The organism is Aquimixticola soesokkakensis, assembly GCF_900172375.1.
GTDB lineage: Bacteria > Pseudomonadota > Alphaproteobacteria > Rhodobacterales > Rhodobacteraceae > Aquimixticola > Aquimixticola soesokkakensis.
Window position 1 is genome coordinate 131,539 of sequence record NZ_FWFS01000005.1, and the last position, 18,001, is coordinate 149,539.

The 18,001-nt window shown below is 62.4% G+C and carries 17 protein-coding genes; 4 read left to right on the forward strand and 13 right to left on the reverse strand.

Features of this window, described 5'->3' with window-relative positions; all coding sequences use genetic code 11:
* Window positions 1-88: 88 nt before the first annotated feature.
* The 6 genes from AQS8620_RS07815 to AQS8620_RS07840 all read right to left on the reverse strand — a co-directional run bounded on the left by AQS8620_RS07815 (window position 89) and on the right by AQS8620_RS07840 (window position 6,028).
* Window positions 89-535 (reverse strand): phosphatase domain-containing protein, encoded by a 447-nt coding sequence (locus AQS8620_RS07815; RefSeq protein ID WP_085836294.1) that lies wholly within the window; start codon window positions 533-535, stop codon window positions 89-91.
* Window positions 523-1,092: a histidine phosphatase family protein gene (locus tag AQS8620_RS07820; protein WP_234990417.1), complete on the reverse strand. Its 570-nt coding sequence runs from the start codon at window positions 1,090-1,092 to the stop codon at window positions 523-525. The genes AQS8620_RS07815 and AQS8620_RS07820 overlap by 13 nt, the downstream gene beginning before the upstream one ends.
* Window positions 1,089-2,099, reverse strand: coding sequence for an MBL fold metallo-hydrolase (locus AQS8620_RS07825; protein WP_085836421.1), 1,011 nt, complete (start codon window positions 2,097-2,099; stop codon window positions 1,089-1,091). Before AQS8620_RS07825 ends, AQS8620_RS07820 begins: the two co-directional genes overlap by 4 nt.
* Before the next feature lie 151 nt (window positions 2,100-2,250).
* Window positions 2,251-3,366 (reverse strand): ABC transporter ATP-binding protein, encoded by a 1,116-nt coding sequence (locus tag AQS8620_RS07830; RefSeq protein WP_085836295.1) that lies wholly within the window; start codon window positions 3,364-3,366, stop codon window positions 2,251-2,253.
* The gene (locus tag AQS8620_RS07835; RefSeq protein ID WP_085836296.1) at window positions 3,354-5,060 is read right to left on the reverse strand and encodes an ABC transporter permease; all 1,707 of its coding nucleotides are present in this window, start codon (window positions 5,058-5,060) and stop codon (window positions 3,354-3,356) included. Before AQS8620_RS07835 ends, AQS8620_RS07830 begins: the two co-directional genes overlap by 13 nt.
* The gene (locus AQS8620_RS07840; RefSeq protein WP_085836297.1) at window positions 5,057-6,028 is read right to left on the reverse strand and encodes an ABC transporter substrate-binding protein; all 972 of its coding nucleotides are present in this window, start codon (window positions 6,026-6,028) and stop codon (window positions 5,057-5,059) included. Before AQS8620_RS07840 ends, AQS8620_RS07835 begins: the two co-directional genes overlap by 4 nt.
* A gap of 188 nt (window positions 6,029-6,216) precedes the next feature.
* On the opposite strand from AQS8620_RS07840, the gene AQS8620_RS07845 reads away from it, so the two are divergent.
* The gene (locus AQS8620_RS07845; RefSeq protein WP_085836298.1) at window positions 6,217-6,984 is read left to right on the forward strand and encodes a DeoR/GlpR family DNA-binding transcription regulator; all 768 of its coding nucleotides are present in this window, start codon (window positions 6,217-6,219) and stop codon (window positions 6,982-6,984) included.
* Window positions 6,985-7,101: 117 nt separating this feature from the next.
* Here the strand turns inward: AQS8620_RS07845 and AQS8620_RS07850 are convergent, their stop codons facing one another.
* From AQS8620_RS07850 to AQS8620_RS07865, 4 genes are all read right to left on the reverse strand, one after another.
* The gene (locus AQS8620_RS07850) at window positions 7,102-7,275 is read right to left on the reverse strand and encodes a DUF1328 domain-containing protein (RefSeq protein ID WP_085836299.1); all 174 of its coding nucleotides are present in this window, start codon (window positions 7,273-7,275) and stop codon (window positions 7,102-7,104) included.
* Window positions 7,276-7,722: 447 nt separating this feature from the next.
* Window positions 7,723-8,790 (reverse strand): hypothetical protein, encoded by a 1,068-nt coding sequence (locus tag AQS8620_RS07855; RefSeq protein WP_085836300.1) that lies wholly within the window; start codon window positions 8,788-8,790, stop codon window positions 7,723-7,725.
* 138 nt (window positions 8,791-8,928) lie between these two features.
* The gene (locus AQS8620_RS07860) at window positions 8,929-9,636 is read right to left on the reverse strand and encodes an RlmE family RNA methyltransferase (protein WP_085836301.1); all 708 of its coding nucleotides are present in this window, start codon (window positions 9,634-9,636) and stop codon (window positions 8,929-8,931) included.
* A gap of 177 nt (window positions 9,637-9,813) precedes the next feature.
* Window positions 9,814-11,403: a L,D-transpeptidase family protein gene (locus tag AQS8620_RS07865; protein WP_085836422.1), complete on the reverse strand. Its 1,590-nt coding sequence runs from the start codon at window positions 11,401-11,403 to the stop codon at window positions 9,814-9,816.
* Window positions 11,404-12,074: 671 nt separating this feature from the next.
* Between AQS8620_RS07865 and mepK the strand changes: the two genes are divergently transcribed.
* Entirely contained in the window at window positions 12,075-12,644 is a 570-nt protein-coding gene (mepK, locus tag AQS8620_RS07870; protein WP_085836302.1) for a peptidoglycan L,D-endopeptidase MepK, read from the forward strand.
* Between the two features lie 266 nt (window positions 12,645-12,910).
* On the opposite strand, the gene AQS8620_RS07875 is transcribed toward mepK, so the two are convergent.
* Complete coding sequence (locus AQS8620_RS07875) at window positions 12,911-13,129, reverse strand: DUF1127 domain-containing protein (protein ID WP_159453218.1); 219 nt, start codon at window positions 13,127-13,129, stop codon at window positions 12,911-12,913.
* 271 nt (window positions 13,130-13,400) lie between these two features.
* Here AQS8620_RS07875 and aptA point away from each other — a divergent pair, with 271 nt between their 5' ends.
* A complete protein-coding gene (aptA, locus tag AQS8620_RS07880) occupies window positions 13,401-14,717 on the forward strand; it encodes an omega-aminotransferase AptA (protein WP_085836304.1) in 1,317 nt (438 codons plus the stop codon).
* Here aptA and ygiD read toward each other — a convergent pair.
* Both ygiD and AQS8620_RS07890 read right to left on the reverse strand, forming a co-directional pair.
* On the reverse strand, window positions 14,714-15,532 hold the full coding sequence (ygiD, locus tag AQS8620_RS07885; protein ID WP_085836305.1) for a 4,5-DOPA-extradiol-dioxygenase: 819 nt from the start codon (window positions 15,530-15,532) through the stop codon (window positions 14,714-14,716). The genes aptA and ygiD overlap by 4 nt on opposite strands.
* Window positions 15,533-15,599: 67 nt before the next feature.
* Window positions 15,600-16,619: an LLM class flavin-dependent oxidoreductase gene (locus tag AQS8620_RS07890; RefSeq protein WP_085836306.1), complete on the reverse strand. Its 1,020-nt coding sequence runs from the start codon at window positions 16,617-16,619 to the stop codon at window positions 15,600-15,602.
* Window positions 16,620-16,903: 284 nt separating this feature from the next.
* Here AQS8620_RS07890 and AQS8620_RS07895 point away from each other — a divergent pair, with 284 nt between their 5' ends.
* The gene (locus AQS8620_RS07895; RefSeq protein ID WP_085836307.1) at window positions 16,904-17,914 is read left to right on the forward strand and encodes an NAD-dependent epimerase/dehydratase family protein; all 1,011 of its coding nucleotides are present in this window, start codon (window positions 16,904-16,906) and stop codon (window positions 17,912-17,914) included.
* The last annotated feature ends 87 nt before the right edge of the window (window positions 17,915-18,001 follow it).

Here is an 18,001-nt window from a genome sequence, read left to right on the forward strand (position 1 = left end):
GCTGGCGGCGGCTGGCGGATGTTTCGGCGGGCGGGTGTTTCGGCGGGCGGGGCGCAAGGGCCGCCTGCCCTGATGCAGCTACGCTCTGCTAAAAATCCCCCGGCGCGCATTGCAGGCAGGTCAGACCCGAAGCCCGCCAGAAATCGACCACAGCGCTGCGGTCATCGACCACAAGCCAAGGGCGAAACCCGTCGGATTTGATCCGCGAAAGGGCGCTTCGTTTGACCTCGGGATCGCTTGCGTGGTCTTCGTCTCGCCGGCGCAGATACAGCGCGTCATGCGGGATGTCTGCCTGCGCCAGCCACGCCTGCGTCTGCGCGCGCCAGCCCTCGGGGCGTCCGGTGCACAGCACCACGGCTTCGCCCTGTGCCTTGAGACTGCGCAACAAACGCGCGACAGGGGCGATCACAGCCGCCGCCGCCATTTCATCGTGAAACTCCTGCCACCGCTTGGTCGTGCCATGCACAAGATGCCCAAGGCGCGGCGCGTCGAATTCGGCGAGGGTTCCGTCGATGTCAAAAATTACACAATCCATGTTTTGTCTTTCTTGTCGGGCCTGTGTTCGTGCCAGCCTGTGGCGTGGCGCACGAAGAGATAGGGGGTCGTATTGTGCGGCGAGGGACCATGGGGACTGGCGCCGCACAGAAGGCGCAGCGCCCGGATGACGCCGGAATGCGCCACAAGCACCGCAAGCGCCTGATCGGCGGCACTTTGATCAAGTGCCACGCCAAGCGCCGCATCAACGCGCGCCACCATATCCGCCCAGGGCTCGCCGTCGCGTGGGGTCGCCTCGCGGGGGGGGAGATTGCCCACCGGTTGGCCTTCGAACACGCCCCAGTCCCGTTCGCGCAGACCGGAAAGCACCTGCGCGCTATGGTCGGGAAACGCCAGAGCGGCCGTGTCGGCGGCGCGCTGTTGCGGGCTGACAAACAGTCGTAGCGGCACCGGCCAGTGCCACTGCGCCAGCGCGCGCGCGGCGCTGCGCCCTGCCGGTGTCAACTGCGCCTCGCTGCGTCCGGCAATGATCCGGTCGCGATTGGCATCGGTCTCCCCGTGGCGCAGGACGACAAAGGCTTGGCGGGGCGGGATCACAGCGGCGTTCTTTCATGCAAGACCAGACGCGCCGTGATGCGCGGCTCCAGCGCGTAGTCCTCGGGCAGACAGCAAAACAGCGGCGCATAGCGCGAGGCGCCCAGATGATCGAGCAGCGCGATCTGGGCGCTGAGGGGCGGGTGGACATTCCAGCGCGCAAAGCAGCCGCCCTGCGCGGCAATGGCGCGGGCATGGGCGGTCATATGGCCGGTGAAAACCACCAGTGTTTCGGTACCCAACCGGCCGCTGTCGCGCCAGTTTTGCACGATCTCCCATGCCAGTCCCCCATCGGCATTCGGGGTGTCGCAGATCAAAAAACGAGCGTTAGGGTCGAAAGACTGCCCCAAAAGCGGCACAACAGCCTGCGCGCCCGCCCAAAGCCCCCCGCTCTCGAGTGCGCGGGCGACAGCCCTTTGGCAGCTGTCATCCAGCGTAACAGTGCCAAGGCGCATCAGGTGCAAGGCCAGCGCGCCCGCGCGCCCCGAGGGCGGCACGGGAAACAGGATCTGGCGGTGCGCATTTTGGGCCAGCATCCCGTCAAGAGCGGCTTTGCGCGCCGCCTGGGGCACATCGTCAAGGTGGTAGGAGGCGTCAATCAGCGCCGTTGCCGCGCGCGGCGGTGCATCAAAGGCGAACCAGTCGCTTTCTTGCGACCAATCGCCGGAGAAAAACAGCCCCTGCCCCAGAGCGATGTGAAACCAGACCCCGCCCAAGGCATGGCCATTGCGCCCCGTGGTGACGCATACGCCCGCCACATCGCTTTGTCCCCTGTCGGGCAGCAGGGTGACCTGCGCGCCGATGGGCAGAGCACGGGCCGTCAGCGCCGTGCAATGGATCGGCAGGCCAGCCGCAACCGCATGGGCTGCCCCCCCGATGTGGTCGATGTGATCATGGGTGATCAACACGCGATCCGCGCCGACCAGCCAGTCGGGGTTGAAGGGCGATGTGGCTTCGGGGCCGACGCCCACGTCAAGCAGCCAGACCTCGCGCCCTGTCCACAGGCGGATGCAGGCCGGACCTTTTTCGCCCAGTCCCGAGAGCACCTCGACCCAAGGGGCGACGACCTGCGCTGCGGCGCGCGTCCTGCGGGTCGCGTCGCGCAGGGTATTGGGGGCGGCTTCGGGCGCGGTTTGAGGCGCGCAACACCTTTGTGCAGGTTCAAACATGGGCGAGTGCCCGCTGCATCAGCACATCGCTGCGGGCGGCTTTGGGGTCGTGAAACGCCCAGAGATCGTGCAATTCCACCCCCAGCGTTTCCCCGATCGCGGCGCGCCGGGGTGCAAAGGCCACAAGCGTTTCGCCGCCGGTATCAAGGCTCAGGCGAAACCGCCCCCCCTGATAGGTGCAGCCGATCACCCGCGCCCGAACGGCACCGTCTTGTGACAGGCGCAGGGACTCGGGGCGAATGCTGACGTGGGTCGGGGAGTCTTGGGTGCTGCGCGCGCGCAGGGTCTGGCCGAAAACCGTGACATCGCACTGCGCGCCGTCGCGCGCGCCAAAGGCATTGGAAACCGGACCTGCGGCCTGCAGCGCCACGACCGCCCCCTCGCCCACAAACCCCGCCACAAAGCAGTCCAGCGGCGCGCGGTAAAGCGTTTCGGGGCTGGCGAACTGGCGGATTTTGCCCGCCGCCATCACCGCCACGCGATCCGCAAGCGCCAGCGCTTCGCTTTGGTCGTGGGTCACATAGAGCATCGTGGCCTTGGTGCGGCGGTGAAACATCGAAAACACCTCGTGCATCGAGGCGCGCAGCGCGAGGTCCAGATTTGCCAGTGGCTCGTCGAGCAGGACAGCACGCGGATCAAACACCAGACAGCGCGCCAGAGCGACCCGCTGGCGTTGCCCGCCCGAAAGCTGCGCGGGGCTGCGATCGGCAAGGCCGCTCAGCCCTGTGAGCGCCAGCGCCTCTTCGACGCGCGCTGCGCGCTGGGCGCGTGGCACCCGGCGTACCTCCAGCGGATAGGAGACATTCTGCGCCACGCTTTTATGCGGCCACAGCGCATAGGATTGAAAGACAATGCCTATCTCGCGCGCCTCGGGTGGCACAAAACTCCCCGCCCGCGCGGCATCCGCCACGGTCTGTCCACCCAGCGAAATCGCCCCTGCGCTGGGCTGTTCAAACCCGGCTGTCAGGCGCAACAGCGTGGTCTTGCCACAGCCCGAGGGTCCCAACAGGGCGACAAATTCCCCCGATTTGATCTGGGCGTTGATGTCTTGCAACGCCGCAGCGCCGTCGAATGTCTTGGAAAGATTGCGAAAGCCTAGCTCTGCCACGGGATCACCCCTTTTGGAAACCGATGGGCGCCGGCTTGGACCAGCCCCATCAAAACGACGATGAGAAGCACGATGGACATCGCCAGAGCCGAGGCCATGACCGTGTCGCCGCTGTCTTCGAGATTGTAGATGACCACGCCCAATGTTTCGGTGCCCGAGGACCACAGCAGCGCCGAGACGGTCAGCTCGTTGACCGCCGTCAGGAACACAAGGATTGCCCCCGCCGCCGCCGAAGGGGCTGCCAGCGGCAAAACGATATCGCGCAACCGCCGCCCCACCCGCGCCCCGACGCTCGCTGCCGCTTCTTCCATTGCAGGATCAAGCTGGGCGATGCTCGCCTGGATCGGGCGCAGCATGACCACGAAAAACCGCGCAAGATAGGCCATCAGGATGATCCAGATCGTTCCGTAAAGCGTCAGATCGGTGAACGGCAGGTTGAGGAAGGTCAGGATGCAGGCAATCGACAGCACAACCCCCGGCAGCGCATAGGGCAGGTCAATGAGTGCGTCGAGCAGGCGGCTGAACCGGCTTGCGCGCCGCTCCATCAGCCAGGCCAGCGGCAGGCAGAGCGCCAAAAGCACCGCCGCTGCAGAGGTCGCCAGCATCAGCGAGTTGCCATAGGCGCGGCGCGTGACGGGCTGGGTGACCAACACCTCGCGCCAGGCGTCGAAGGTGGCGTTGCCAAAGGTCAGCGTGACGCCGTAGGCCGGAATAAGCGAGGTCGCAAGCAGCGCCAGAAGCGGCAGCGCAAGGATGACAAAAATGAACGCCCACAGGGTGATTTCAACCGGACGGCGCGCCGCACCGAGGCTCAGCGCCAGCGGCGTGCCCGACAGCCCCACAAGGCCAAAGCGGCGGCGCGTCAGCACAGAGCGGCTGACCAGCACCCCGAGGATCGCGACGCCCCCGATGAGCAGCGCCAGCACCGCCACTTCGGGCAAAACCGAGGGCCCCATCCCCACAAGCCGTTGGTAAATCAGCGTTGGAAGGGTGGCATAGCCCGCAGGGATGCCCAGCATCGCCGGAATGCCGAAGTTGCCCAGGGCGGTGACAAAGGCCATCGCGCCACCGGCGATCAGCGCCGGCAGGGACAGGGGCAGAACGGTCTGGGTCCAGACCCGCAACGGCCCTGCCCCCGACATGCGCGCGGCCTCCACCAGATCCGCCGGAATCATCCGCAACCCCGCGCGCAGGGTCAAAAACACCAGCGAGGCGTGCTGAATCCCCAGCAGCAGGATAATCCCGCCGGGCGAATGCAGCGGTTGCGGGCTGCCAAGGGGCGGCGCAAGGCCCAGAATTTTCAACAGCGTCGAAGACGGACCCGCCATCTGCATCCAGGCCAGCGCGGTGATCTGGGGCGGGATCATCATCGGCACCATCAGACAGAACACCAAGCCCCCCTTGCCCCGCAGATCGGTGAGCGCCACGAGATAGGCAAAGGCCCCGCCGATCAGGATCGACAGCACCGTGCCCCCGCCCGCGGTGACCAGCGAATGGGTCAGCGCGCTGCCCGTCGAGGGGCGTGTCAGCACCGTTGTGAGGTGGCGGGTGGTAAAGCCATCCCCGAACCCGATGCCCTCAAGCAACAGGCGGGCCACCGGCCCAAGGGCGATCAGCGCCACCGGCAACAGCAAGAGCGGCAACAGCCGGTCCAAAGACCGGCTGTTGGGGGCATGTGGTGCGTGCAGGCTCATTGAACGCCAAAGACCTCGGCAAAGCGCGCCTTGTTGGCCTCGGAGTCTGCCAGCGCCTGGGCTGGATCAAAGGCCATCAGCTTGATTTCGTCGCGTGCGGGAAAGCCCTCGGGGCTGGCCACGCCGGTGCGGGCGGGAATATAGCCCATGTCGACGACCAGATCCTGACCCTGCGCACTCAGCAGGAAATCCACAAAGGTCTGCGCCGCTTCCAGATGGGCGGTGCTGGCCATGATCGCCACCGGTTCGGTCACATAGGAGACGCCTTCCTCGGGGATGACGAAGCCCACGGGCGAGCCTTCGGCCTGTGCGCGCAGGGCCATGTAGTCCACGAGCACGCCATAGGGTTTTTCGCCCGAGGCCACCGCCTTGAACGTGCCGCCATTGCCGCCTTCGGCGCGGGCATTATTGGCTGCAAGCGCGTCGTAATAGTCCCAGCCAAGGCTGTCGTCGCCCGTCAGTGTCGCAAGATGGATGAGAGCCGCGCCCGAATAAAGCGGCGACGGCATGGCGACAAGATTGGCCATGTCGGGGGAAACCAGATCCGCCCAGGAGGTCGGCACCATCTCGGCGCCGGTGTTGTAAACGATGCCGGTCGTGATCAGCTTGGTGGAATGGTAGTAGCCCTGCGCGCTGTAAAGCGAGGCATCATAGGCGGCGTCCTCGGGCGACACATAGGCGACCAGCTGACCCTCTTGCGCCATGCCTTCCAGCGTGACCATATCCGAGATCAACAGAACATCGGCCTGCGGCTGGCCGGCCTCGGATTCGGCGGCGATGCGCGACATCAGTTTGGTGGTGCCATCGCGCACCCATTCGACCTCGATTTCGGGATGGGCCGCTTCAAAGGCGTCGACCGTTTTCTGCGCATCCTCATTGGGCTGGGAGGTGTACAAAGTCAGAGTTTCGGCCTGAGCCAAAGCGGGAAGCGCCAGCACGAGGGTGGCAGCCAGAAGGGAACGCGACATCAGTGTCTCCTGATATTTGAGCTTTCGTTCGAAAGGAAGTCTACGGGGCGACCTCTCGCGGGCTGCTTTAGGGGCTGGATATTACAGCTCTGTGACAATTCGAAAAATATATGAAAAATTGCAGATTGCGTTTCACGCGCTGGGCGGAAACTATTGTACGGCAATGAGGATCATAGGTTCGAACGAACATGAGTATCACGGAAACCGCCCGCCGCCGCGACCGTATCGTAAACCTGCTGTCAAGCTACGGCGAACTTTCAACGACCGCTCTGTCGGATATGCTGGATGTCACGGTGCAAACCCTGCGCGCCGATCTGCGCGCTTTGGACGAGGCGCGCATGGTGCGGCGGCGTCATGGTGGCGTGACCCTTGCAACGGCCAGCGAAAACATCGACTACCAGCCCCGCCTCACCGCCTCACGCGATGAAAAGGCCCGCATCGGTCTCAAGATGGCACAGATTATTCCCCACGGGGCCACTGTCGCCATGGGCACCGGCACCACCGTCGAGGCCGTGGCCCGCGCTTTGGTGGGCCACAAAGACCTGACCGTGGCCACAAACAACATCCATGTGGTCATGGCGCTGCGACTGGCGGCAGGCATCAAGATCACGCTTGCGGGGGGCAATGTGCGCCTGCGCGATATGGATTTCATCGGCGCGGAAAGCGCGGAATTCTTTGCGGGTTTGCGGTTCGAACACGCGATATTTTCCGTGGGGGGGATTTCGGCGCAGGGCGACTTGCTGGACTTCAATCTTGATGAAATCCGCGCTCGAAAAGCGATTTTTGCATGTGCGCAGGAACGGACCCTGGTGATGGATCACGCAAAAATCGGCCGCGACGCGCCGCATCGCTGGGGGCAGCTGCATGAGGTGGAGCGGGTGATTTGCGGGGGAACCCTGTCGGGCGCGCTGCAGGAGGCCGCGCTGAAAAACACCTGCACCATTCTCGAAGTGTAACCTATTGGCCCGTAACCTGTTTTTTGGCGTATTTGCCGGGTGCGGCACGCAAAAAGGCCGCGCAATCGCGCGGCCTTTTGTCACTCAAGCAGCGTCATGCTGCGCAGAACGGATCGTTTAGACCGGCGGGCGTCCGCGAACAGCGCGCGCAATCATGGCGACCACAAAGAGGATCAGGAACACGACAAAGAGAATCTGTGCGATCCCAGCGGATGCACCGGCAATACCACCAAAACCAAGAGCGGCTGCAATCAGTGCGACGACGAGAAAAGTAAGTGCCCAACCAAGCATGGTAAGCCTCCTAGAGTTGAATTGTGAACCATATCGGCTCGTTGCAAGGACAACCCGCAGGGCGTGCTAAAGTTCCGACCCCTGTCACAAAAATGAAAAATGAAGGATAGTAAGGGTTTGATCAGACAAGAAAAACCCCGAAGCCGGGACAGACTTCGGGGTTTGTGTCTTTGGGCGGGACAGCCCGTTGACGCGAAAGGATCCTTGGCGGGGACGCGCCTTGGACCACAGGTGGCCGACCAAAGTCGACCGAACAGATCGATCCTTGCAGACCGGCCCATCAAGGACTCACGGGGATAACAAACGCCCCTGCTTTGGGCGACGACGCAACTTGGTTTCCAATTGGTTTCCAAGTCATCGCCGCGCAGCACGCGCGTTGCTGTGTTCCTTTTGGTATGGATAAAACGTCTGACGAGGGTCCGGGTTCCCGAAAAAATCGCCGCGCCGCTAAAAACTCAGGAATTCGCGCATGAACGGCAGCGTGATCTGCGCCCCCGTGACCTCGCTCAGGATCAGCTTGTCCGCCTCGAGCGCAATGTCAGCGATCTGTTTCCAGCCCGCAGGTTTGGCAATGCGGCCAATCGCGTGACGAAAATCAAACCGCGTGTCGGGGTCCAGAACCAAACCGCCCGCCAACCCCAGATCGGCCAGCGGCGTCTCGCCCGCTTGCGCCTGCGCCTGCGTGTAGCCGCCTGCAGCATGGCCATCCTCGATGCCCAGAACGCCCTCGTGCCGCCCGTCCCAGGGGCTGGAAAACCGCCCGCCGTTGGACAGCCACAGCATGGTCACAGGCGCAAGCCGCGCGTCTTTCAGAAAGAACACGATGTCCTCCTCGGCGCTGCGCACCACCGCCGTCCATCCCCAGCTGCGCCCTTGCGCCTCGACCAGCGTGACGAAATCCTCATGGCCCGTGCCGGAGGAAAACCGCGTCAGATCGACAGAGCCGTCAAGCGCGGGAAAGGCCGTAATATCCGTGGATTGGGCAGGATACTTCAACCGCTCTGCATCCCCGATGGGCTGGGGGGGCGTAAAGGCCAACCGCTTGGGCGAAGTGGAAATCCGCCCGCCCGCGCGCATCCGGATCATCGGATGCGCCGCAAAGGGCAAAAGCCCCCGCCCGCCGCTGATCCGGTGGGTCTGATAGAGGGTCGGATGATGCGCGCGCAGCTTGATTTCCTTGGCAATGCGCGCCCCCATCACCTCGCGCTGCAACTCCAGTCGCAAAATCGCCCGCTCGGCAGAATGGGCGCGGGTGACGGCAGCCCAGTCGCTGTTGGCACTCCAGCCATGCGGGGGCACGCCCGCCATCCCATGTGCCCCGAAGGGCGCACAAAAGAAATCACCGGCAAGATGGGCATCAACGGGCGCGGCGCAGTCTTTGGCCGCTTCGGTGCCAACCCAATGGGCGGTGTGCAGCAACGGCCCGCCACCCAGCACCAATTCGCGGATATTTCCCAATTGCGGGTCGAGCGCGACACGCGCGCCCGGCACCTCTGCCATGATCCAATCACTCATCTGCCCGTCCCAAGGAAGATGCCCAAAGCCCCCAAGAAAGGCTCCCCAATCCGGTTACCCGATCACAGTGTTAAAAATTAATCAAGCACAACGCTGCACGCGCAGCACGAAACGCCCCCGCATCGCAAGATCACGTGCCTAGCCGCGATAACCCGTGGCAACCACGAATTTCTCGGAACTGTCAGAGCGCGAGGCAGGCGGTTTTACATTCACAACCTTGGTGAACTTCTGTTTGAGCAGCTTTTGCAAATCGCCCTCAGCCCCCCCCGCAAGCACTTTGGCCACGAATGTACCGCCCGGTACCAGCACATCAAAGGCAAAATAGGCCGCCGCCTCGCAGAGCGTCATGATCCGCAAGTGGTCCGTCTGCTGGTGCCCCGAGGCCGAGGCCGCCATATCCGACATCACCACATCCGCAGGCCCGCCCAGCCAGTCCTTGACCAGCTCTTCCGCGCCCTCGTCCAGAAAATCAAGCGTATGCGTCTGGGCACCGGCAATCGGTTCGATATCTTGCAAATCGACGCCCAAAACCGTCCCGACCTTCTTGTCGCTGCGCTCGCCAAGCGCATTCACCCGCTTGACGGCCACCTGACACCAGCCCCCGGGCGCACAGCCCAGATCGACAACGCGCGCGCCGGGCACCAAAAAGCGGTATTTATCATCCAGTTCCAGAATCTTGAACGCCGCGCGCCCCCGATACCCCTCCGCGCGTGCACGCCGCACATAGGGATCGTTCAACTGGCGCTCGAGCCAGAGTGTCGAGGACAGCTTGCGCCCGCGTGCGGATTTCACTTTGACCCGCAAATCACGCGCACCGCGCCCGCTATTGTTCTTCTTCTCGACCATGGCTCATCTCCGGCTTTGAAAAACGCATACCCCAGAACGTCCAGAAGCGCAATTTGGCTTCTTTCGGACCCAAATACCCCGGCCACAGCCCCCAAAGCGCGCACCCCGCACCGAAAAAGGGCCGCCCTTTTCAGGCAGCCCTTTTCAAACGTCTTTCTTTGCCCTCTGTATCCGGGATCAGCCGCCCACAGCGCGCAGCTGCACACCGGCGTTTTGCAAGGCCGCCCAGATCGCGGCGTCGCGCCCGTAGACATCGGTGCGGTATTCCATCCCGCCCTTGGGCATGCTGATGGCAGTGCGATAAACCAGATGCACCGGAACTTCGGTCTGCAACGCAATCACCGATTCCTGACCGGTGCGCAGATGGGACTGGAATTCTCCCACCGGATCGCTGGATTGCTTGGCCAGCAACGCATAGGCGAAATCAAAGGGGTCGTTCAGGCGCACACAGCCATGCGAAAAAGCACGGCTCTCGCGCGCAAACAATGATTTCGACGGCGTATCATGCAGATAGATGTTGTACTTGTTGGGGAACATGAACTTCACCAACCCCAGCGCATTGCCGTCCGACGGCGGCTGGCGCATCCGGTAGGGAAAGTTGCTGGCCGTATAGGCGTTGAAATTGATGGCCGAGCGCGGCACGACCCGCCCGTTATTGTCCACGATATCAAGCTGCCCCGCCGCATTGGGGTTCTTTTGCATCAGGGGCAGATATTCCTTCGTGGTGATCGAGCGCGGAACGTTCCACGAGGGGTTGATCACCATATGCTCCATCATGTCGGAAAATTCCGGCGTGCGGCGATCGCGATCATTGGCCCCCACAACCGAGCGCGTTTCAAACGTCAGCTTGTCGTCGTCATAGATCTTGGCCGTGAAATCCGTGATATTGACCCAGATGTAGCGCCCCGTGCGCGGGATGTTCATCCAGCGCTCGCGCTCCATGGCCACCACGATCGACGCCAGACGCTGCGCGGGTTCGATATTTATCGCCGCCAAAGTCCCGGCGCCAACCACCCCGTCCGCGGCCAAACCGTGGCGCATCTGGAAAATCTGGACCGCTTTCTGAATTTGCGCATCATAGGTTGCAGTATTGGTCCGTCCCAGATCCCCCATCGCCATCAAACGGTTGCGCAGCGCGACCACGCCTGCGCCGCTCGCCCCCGGCTCGAGTTTTCCATTGGGCACCTGCGGCCCCCAACCGCCCTGGCCGATGACCTTTTCCATCGTCAGCTTTTCGCGCATCAGCCGCGTGTATTCGGGCGAGCTGGGCGCAAGGCCGCGCAGGAAGGCGGCGGGCGAGGATTTGGTGAAATTGATCAGGGTCTGGGTGCCATCACGCAGCGGCACGACCCGTTTGATATCCGACACGACCTGCGAGGGTGTCAGAATGCCGGTCTGCAGATCGCGCGCATAGGTCAAAAACAATTTGGACAGGGCGACTTCAACCTGCCCCTGCTCGCGCTCGGATGTGATGGCGCGCATGTTGGCACTGAGCAGCGTGGTGTCAAATGCGGGCAATCCCTGATCGGGCGCCGCCTGCACCGCCGCCAGCAAAGCGCGCCGCCGCGACGCATCGCGCGCGCTGTTGGAGGTCCAGATCGGCTGGTAATTCGTTGCGCGGTAAAAGGCGGCAATCTCGCTGTCATCCGAGGCCGCTTCGGCCACGGCCTGCATGAAGGCCGTCACTTGCACCGCCTGGCCCGCGCCGCTTTGACCTGTCGCGTTTTGCGCCGCCACCGGCGTTGCAAGGGGCGCGCCAAGCGCCATCGCCGCCACGCCAAGCGCCAGAGCCGTCCGCAGAGCCACCGCGCGCAGTTTGTCACCTGTCAGCGCGCGCGCGGCGCAATCGTTGAGCACATCATCAATGCGCGAAATAACTTTGGTCATGAATGGCCTCCTTGGCGCAGTCCTTGCCGATCTTCATAGGCTATAATCGGCGCGCGATGCATTGCCTATGACGCTGTTGTCAAAATTTGTGACGGCAGCGTCACACCCAAACACCCGTAAATCGGCGTTCGTTCCGCCAATCCGACCCGCGCCCGCCCCTCGCCCGGCGCGCGCTAAACGGCATACGGCGGGAAATTACATCGCGAACTGCGGCATTCTTGTGCAAAATCAACCATGCCAGCGCCCGTGGCAAGGTATGGTTAACCGGACTTGCGCAAAAATCTGCCGATTTCACGCCTTGGTAAGGATTCGTCGGGAACCCCCTCTTGGTCCGTGAATAGTCCTGTGTCATAACGGGTCCACACCTTGGGGATAGGGTGAGGCAGTGCCCGAACAGGCAGTGCCGGACCACGCAGGGGCTGCCACCCGACGCGAGACTGGTCCGAAACTGTGACGAGTTGTTCGGTTACTCGGTCGCCGTAAAAGACCGATCCGGCCGCCATAAGGCCGGGCACATGAAAACAGGCAAGCGAACGGGACGCTTTGGACAGATGACAGACACGAGCTCAACGGGCTTTTCGCGGCGCGGACTTTTGCGCGCCTTCGCGGCAACGACACTTGTGGCCGCCCCCTCTTATGCCAATGCCGCCGGCTTTTTGCGCGGCGCGGGCGATATCCGCCGGATTTCGATGTATTCGGGCCGTACCGGCGAAAGCATCGACACGATCTACTGGATCGAAGGTGAATACATCCAGGAAGCCCTGAAAGAGATCACCTATTTCATGCGCGACTGGCGCAATTCCAAAATGATCGGCATGGACCCGCGCACCGTGGACATTATGGCCGCTTCCAAAAGCCTGATGGACACGGACGAGCCCTATATGCTGCTCTCGGGCTACCGTTCGCCGGAAACCAACAACATGCTGCGCTCGCGCTCTTCGGGTGTTGCGAAGAATTCGCTGCACATGAAGGGCGAAGCGGCCGATTTGCGTCTCAAATCGCGCTCGGTTGCGCAGATGGCAGGCGCGGCGAAAACCTGCAACGCAGGCGGCGTTGGCACCTATCGCGGTTCGAACTTTGTTCATATGGATTGCGGTCCGATCCGCACCTGGAACGGTTGATCGCCCACCCGTTATCTTCGGGTCAGTGATTGCTGAGCCGGTAGCAAGACTTCAGCGGCGTTTGGCGTCACCTCAAAGCTTCGGGTCCCGTCCGAGCTTTTGGAAGGTGACGCCAAGCGCCGTTTTGTTTGCCTGTCGTTTTGGTGAAGACCCTTGAGGGGCGTGCCACCCTGCTCTCAAACGACACTCCGACCAAACACCCCCAAAAACGACAAAAGGCGCAGGATCTCCCCTGCGCCTTTTTGATCTTGGAAAGCGGGTTGCGCTTAGTTGAGCGACCCGAAAACGTGGTGGACCAGCATGTTGCGGGTCAGGCCCAGTTCGGCAAGTTCCGCATCCGACAGCGCGTCGAGTTCTTTGTAGCGCATCATATGCGAATTTGCGTTTGCGAGGCTGTCAAAGAAAGCACCGACCTGTGCTGCAGCGGCGGCAAAGAAGCCAAGGATCGGTTGGGCGAATTTGGTGTTTTGAGCGAGAGTAGCCATGGTGTTCCCCTTTTTGGGTTTGGGAGAATTTCGATGTGTTCTTGTGTTGTCCTTTTCTAGCATGCGGCAGCGCAGAATTAGAAATGCTCTTTGTGCAAGGCGGCTGCCCAGAAAATGCGCGTCTGCCTTACTGAGGTCTTAACGCGCGCGGCTTTCCCCGCGCGCGTTAAGATTTTTATTTACCAAGCGGTAAAATGCGCGATAGTCGGCAAAGCCGCCCCCGGGGCCTCCTGTGGGCTTCATACTGACCCCGCCATTTTGGACCACCGCCATGCATGATCATAAAGCCAACGACCTTGATGCCTTCTGGATGCCGTTCACGGCGAACCGCCAGTTCAAGGCCAACCCCCGCATGCTGGTCGCCGCCAAGGACATGCATTACACCACCTCCGAAGGGCGTCAGATCCTGGACGGCACCGCCGGTTTGTGGTGCTGTAACGCGGGCCATTGCCGCCCCAAAATCGTCGAAGCGGTGCAAAAGCAAGTCGCACAGATGGACTATGCGCCTGCCTTCCAGATGGGCCACCCGATTGCCTTCGAACTGGCCAACCGTCTGGTCGATATCGCGCCCGAGGGCATGGACCATGTGTTCTACACCAACTCCGGCTCTGAATCGGTCGAGACAGCGCTCAAGATCGCGCTGGCCTACCACCGTGCGCGCGGCGAAGGTCAGCGCACCCGCCTGATCGGGCGCGAGCGCGGCTATCACGGGGTGAACTTTGGCGGCATTTCCGTGGGCGGGATCGTCACCAACCGCAAGAATTTCGGCACGCTTCTGGCGGGCGTTGATCACCTGCCCCACACCCATCTGCCCGAAAACCGCTTTTCCAAGGGCCAGCCCGAGCATGGCGCGCATCTGGCCGACGAGCTGGAGCGCATCGTGACCCTGCACGGGGGCGACACGATCGCTGCCGTGATCGTCGAGCCGATGGCAGGTTCCACCGGCGTGCTGTTGCCGCCCAAGGGCTATCTGCAACGCCTGCGCGACATCACGGCCAAACACGGCATTCTTTTGATTTTCGACGAGGTGATCACCGGCTTTGGCCGCCTTGGCGCGCCCTTTGCCGCCCAGCACTACGGCGTCACGCCCGACCTGATGACCACGGCCAAGGGGCTGACCAATGGCACCATCCCCATGGGCGCGGTGCTGGCCAGCGGCGCGGTGCATGATGCCTTCATGAACGGTCCCGAGCATATGATCGAGCTGTTCCACGGCTATACCTATTCGGGCAATCCGATTGCCTGCGCGGCCGGGATCGCCACACTCGATACCTACGCCGAGGAAGGATTGTTCGAAAACGCCGCCAGCCTTGCCCCCTATTGGCAAGAGGCGCTGCACAGCCTGCGCGATGCGCGCCATGTCATCGACATCCGCAACGAAGGGCTGATCGGCGCGATTGAACTTGACCCCATCGCGGGCGAGCCGACCAAACGTGCCTTTACCGCTTTCCTCAAAGCCTATGAGGCAGGAATCCTGATCCGCACCACCGGCGACATCATCGCCATGTCCCCGCCGCTGATGATCACCAAAGATCAGATCGACACGCTGGTGGGCACGCTGCGCGATGTGCTGGGCAAGCTTGACTAGGCAGCGTGAAACACGAACGAGCGCATCGAAAGCGACCCCATGTCGATGCTCTCGGTCATGAAGGTCAGATTATCGCGGGCGTCGGATGCGCCCGCGATGGTCAGCGCCGGTAGATAATGATCCACCGACGGGTGCGCCTGGGCAAACACCGCCCCCATGCGCGCGCGATCGCCCAAAGCGGCGAAATCGCGCGCCGCCAGCCGGTCGGCAAACTGCGCATCAAATGCGAGCGCGAAATCCTGCGGACGACTGCTGAGCCTGCGCAGGTTGTGAACGATATTGCCGGACCCCAAAATCAGCACCCCGCGGTCGCGCAGGGCCGAAAGCGTCGCACCGATCTCAAGCTGGTAGGCAAGGTCTTTGGACATATCGATAGAGATCTGGAACACCGGCACATCGGCCTCGGGGTACAGAAACTTCAGCACCGTCCACGCGCCGTGATCCAGACCCCAGGTGTCATCTTCCTGAGCGTGGTGGCTGGCCAGCAGGGACACCACATCGCGCGCCAGTTCCGGCGCGCCGGCGGCGGGATATTGCTGGGCAAAAAGCGCCTCGGGAAAGCCGCCGAAATCATGGATCGTGCGCGGCAAGGCCGAGACATCGACAAGGGTGGTGCCCTGGGTCATCCAATGGGCCGACACCACAAGAATGGCCTGCGGGCGCGGCAGGCTTTGGCCCAGGGCGCTCCACGCACGGCTGAACCCCGTGTCGTTGATCGCATTCATCGGGGTGCCATGGCCCAGAAAAACCACGGGCATACGGGCACTCAAAGGAAGGCTGTCGCGCAATTTGCGCAGGGCGTCGGCGGTACTCATCACATATTCCTTTCAGTCAGGCGGAGGGCCTGCAGGAAGCCTGTGCCACGCGCAGGCCAGTCAGGGGTTAACGCCAGCCGAGAGCGGGCGCGACATGGGTCAGAAGGCTTTCGATCACATGGGCATTGTAATCGACGCCCAGCATGTTTGGCACCGTCAGCAACAGCGTGTCGGCCGCGGCAATCGCCTCGTCGCCCTTGAGCTGGTCAATCAACTTGTCCGGCTCGGCGGCATAGCCCCGCCCGAATACGGCACGCATATTGTCGATCACCCCGATCTGGTCTGCCGATTTCGACCCGTTGCCGAAATACATCCGGTCGTCGTCATTCATCAGCGCAAAGATCGAGCGGCTGACCGACACGCGCGGCTGGCGCGTGTGGCCCGCCTTGGCCCAGGCCGCGCGGTAGATGCGGATTTGCTCGGCTTGCTGGATATGGAACGGCGCGCCGCCTTCGTCCTCTTTCAGGGTCGAGCTTTGCAGGTTCATCCCCTTTTCTGCGGCCCAGATCGCGGTGGCATTGGACGCCGATCCCCACCAGATCCGCTCGCGCAACCCGGCAGATTGCGGCTCGAGGCGCAGCAACCCGGGGGGATTGGGGAACATCGGGCGCGGGTTGGGTTTGGCAAATCCGCGCCCCTCGATCTGATCCAGAAAGACCTCCGTATGGCGGCGGGCCATATCGGCAGAGGTTTCGCCCTCGCCGGGCTGATAGCCGAAATACTTCCACCCGTCGACGACCTGTTCGGGGCTGCCGCGCGAAATGCCAAGCTGCAAGCGCCCGCCCGAAATCAGATCCGCCGCACCCGCGTCCTCGACCATATACAACGGGTTTTCATAGCGCATATCGATCACGCCTGTGCCAATCTCGATGCGCTGCGTGCGCGCCCCGATGGCCGCCAGAAGCGGAAATGGCGCGGCGAGCTGTTGCGCATAGTGGTGGACGCGAAAATACGCCCCATCAAGGCCCAAGTCCTCGGCCACCTGTGCCAGATCAATGGATTGCAAAAGCACATCCGACGCTGATTTCACCTGCGATCCACGCTCGTTCGCCCAATGCCCGAAGGACAGAAAACCGATATTTTTCATGACAGTATCCTTGTGACGGCAGGTGGCGCCCTCTTGGTGCCCTGCCCTGTTGCCATCTATCTAAGGGCGCACAGCCAATCGCTGCAAGTGGGCGCAAGGTTCGAAAAAGCGCAGATACTGTGCAGATCGCGCGCGGGCAGACACGCAAGTTTGCGCCAGAGGCGTGGATTTTTGCGGCAGCCCGCTGGCGAGCAAGCTATAGGAAGGCCAGGCAGAGGACGCCGAGCGCGCCCTCGACACACCAGCGCGCCTTTTGCCGCGCGCCAGCCCTGCGGAGCGGATCGATGAAAACTGCACTTGTGACCGGATCTGCCGGATTTATCGGCTATTTTTTGTGCCGCCGTTTGCTGGATGAGGGATTTCGGGTCATCGGCGTCGATGCGCTAAGCGACTATTACGACGTTGCCCTCAAGCAGCGGCGCGAAGCCATGTTGAAGGAGTCCCCCCACTACCGTTGCGTGCATGACAAGGTCGAAACCCCTGGTCTGCTGATGGGGTTGTTTGCCGAGGAAACGCCCGAAGTGGTGATCCATCTTGCGGGTCAGGCGGGGGTGCGTCACTCGCTGGAGGATCCGCGCAGCTATCTGGAAAGCAACATCATCGGCACCTTTGAATTGCTCGAAGCGGCGCGGGCCCATCCGCCTCGGCATCTGCTGATCGCCTCCACCTCCTCGGCCTATGGGGCGAATGACGTGATGCCCTATGTGGAAACTGACCGCGCGGATCACCAGATTTCCTTTTACGCCGCGACGAAAAAGTCCACCGAAGCCATGGCGCATTCCTATGCCCATCTCTACGGCCTTCCGGTGACCATGTTCCGGTTCTTTACGGTCTACGGCCCGTGGGGCCGCCCAGATATGGCCTTGTTCAAATTTACCAAGGCGATCCTGAACGGTGATCCGATCGACGTCTACAACTACGGCGATATGAAGCGTGATTTTACCTATGTCGTCGATCTGGTAGAGGGCATTCGCCTGTTGATGGACGCCATCCCCGAACGCCCAGCCAACAGGGAGGTGCCCGAAGGCGACAGCCTTTCGCCCGTCGCGCCCTGGCGGGTGGTGAATCTGGGCAACTCGGACTGCGTGCAACTGGTGGATTTCATCAAGGCGATCGAGGCGGCCACGGGGTGCCGCGCGAAACAAAACCTGATGCCGATGCAAGCGGGCGATGTTCCCGCCACATGGGCCAACGCGGATTTGTTGAAAACCCTGACCGGCTATCGCCCCAAAACCCGCGTCACCGAAGGGGTGAAGGCTTTTGTTGCCTGGTATCGCGACTACTACAAGGTGTGACGCGGCCTGATCTGTTGTGAAGATCGCGCTTTTGCCAATGCACCATAAGTTTTCACACCCAGATAAGTCGGCGTTGCTGTAGATTGG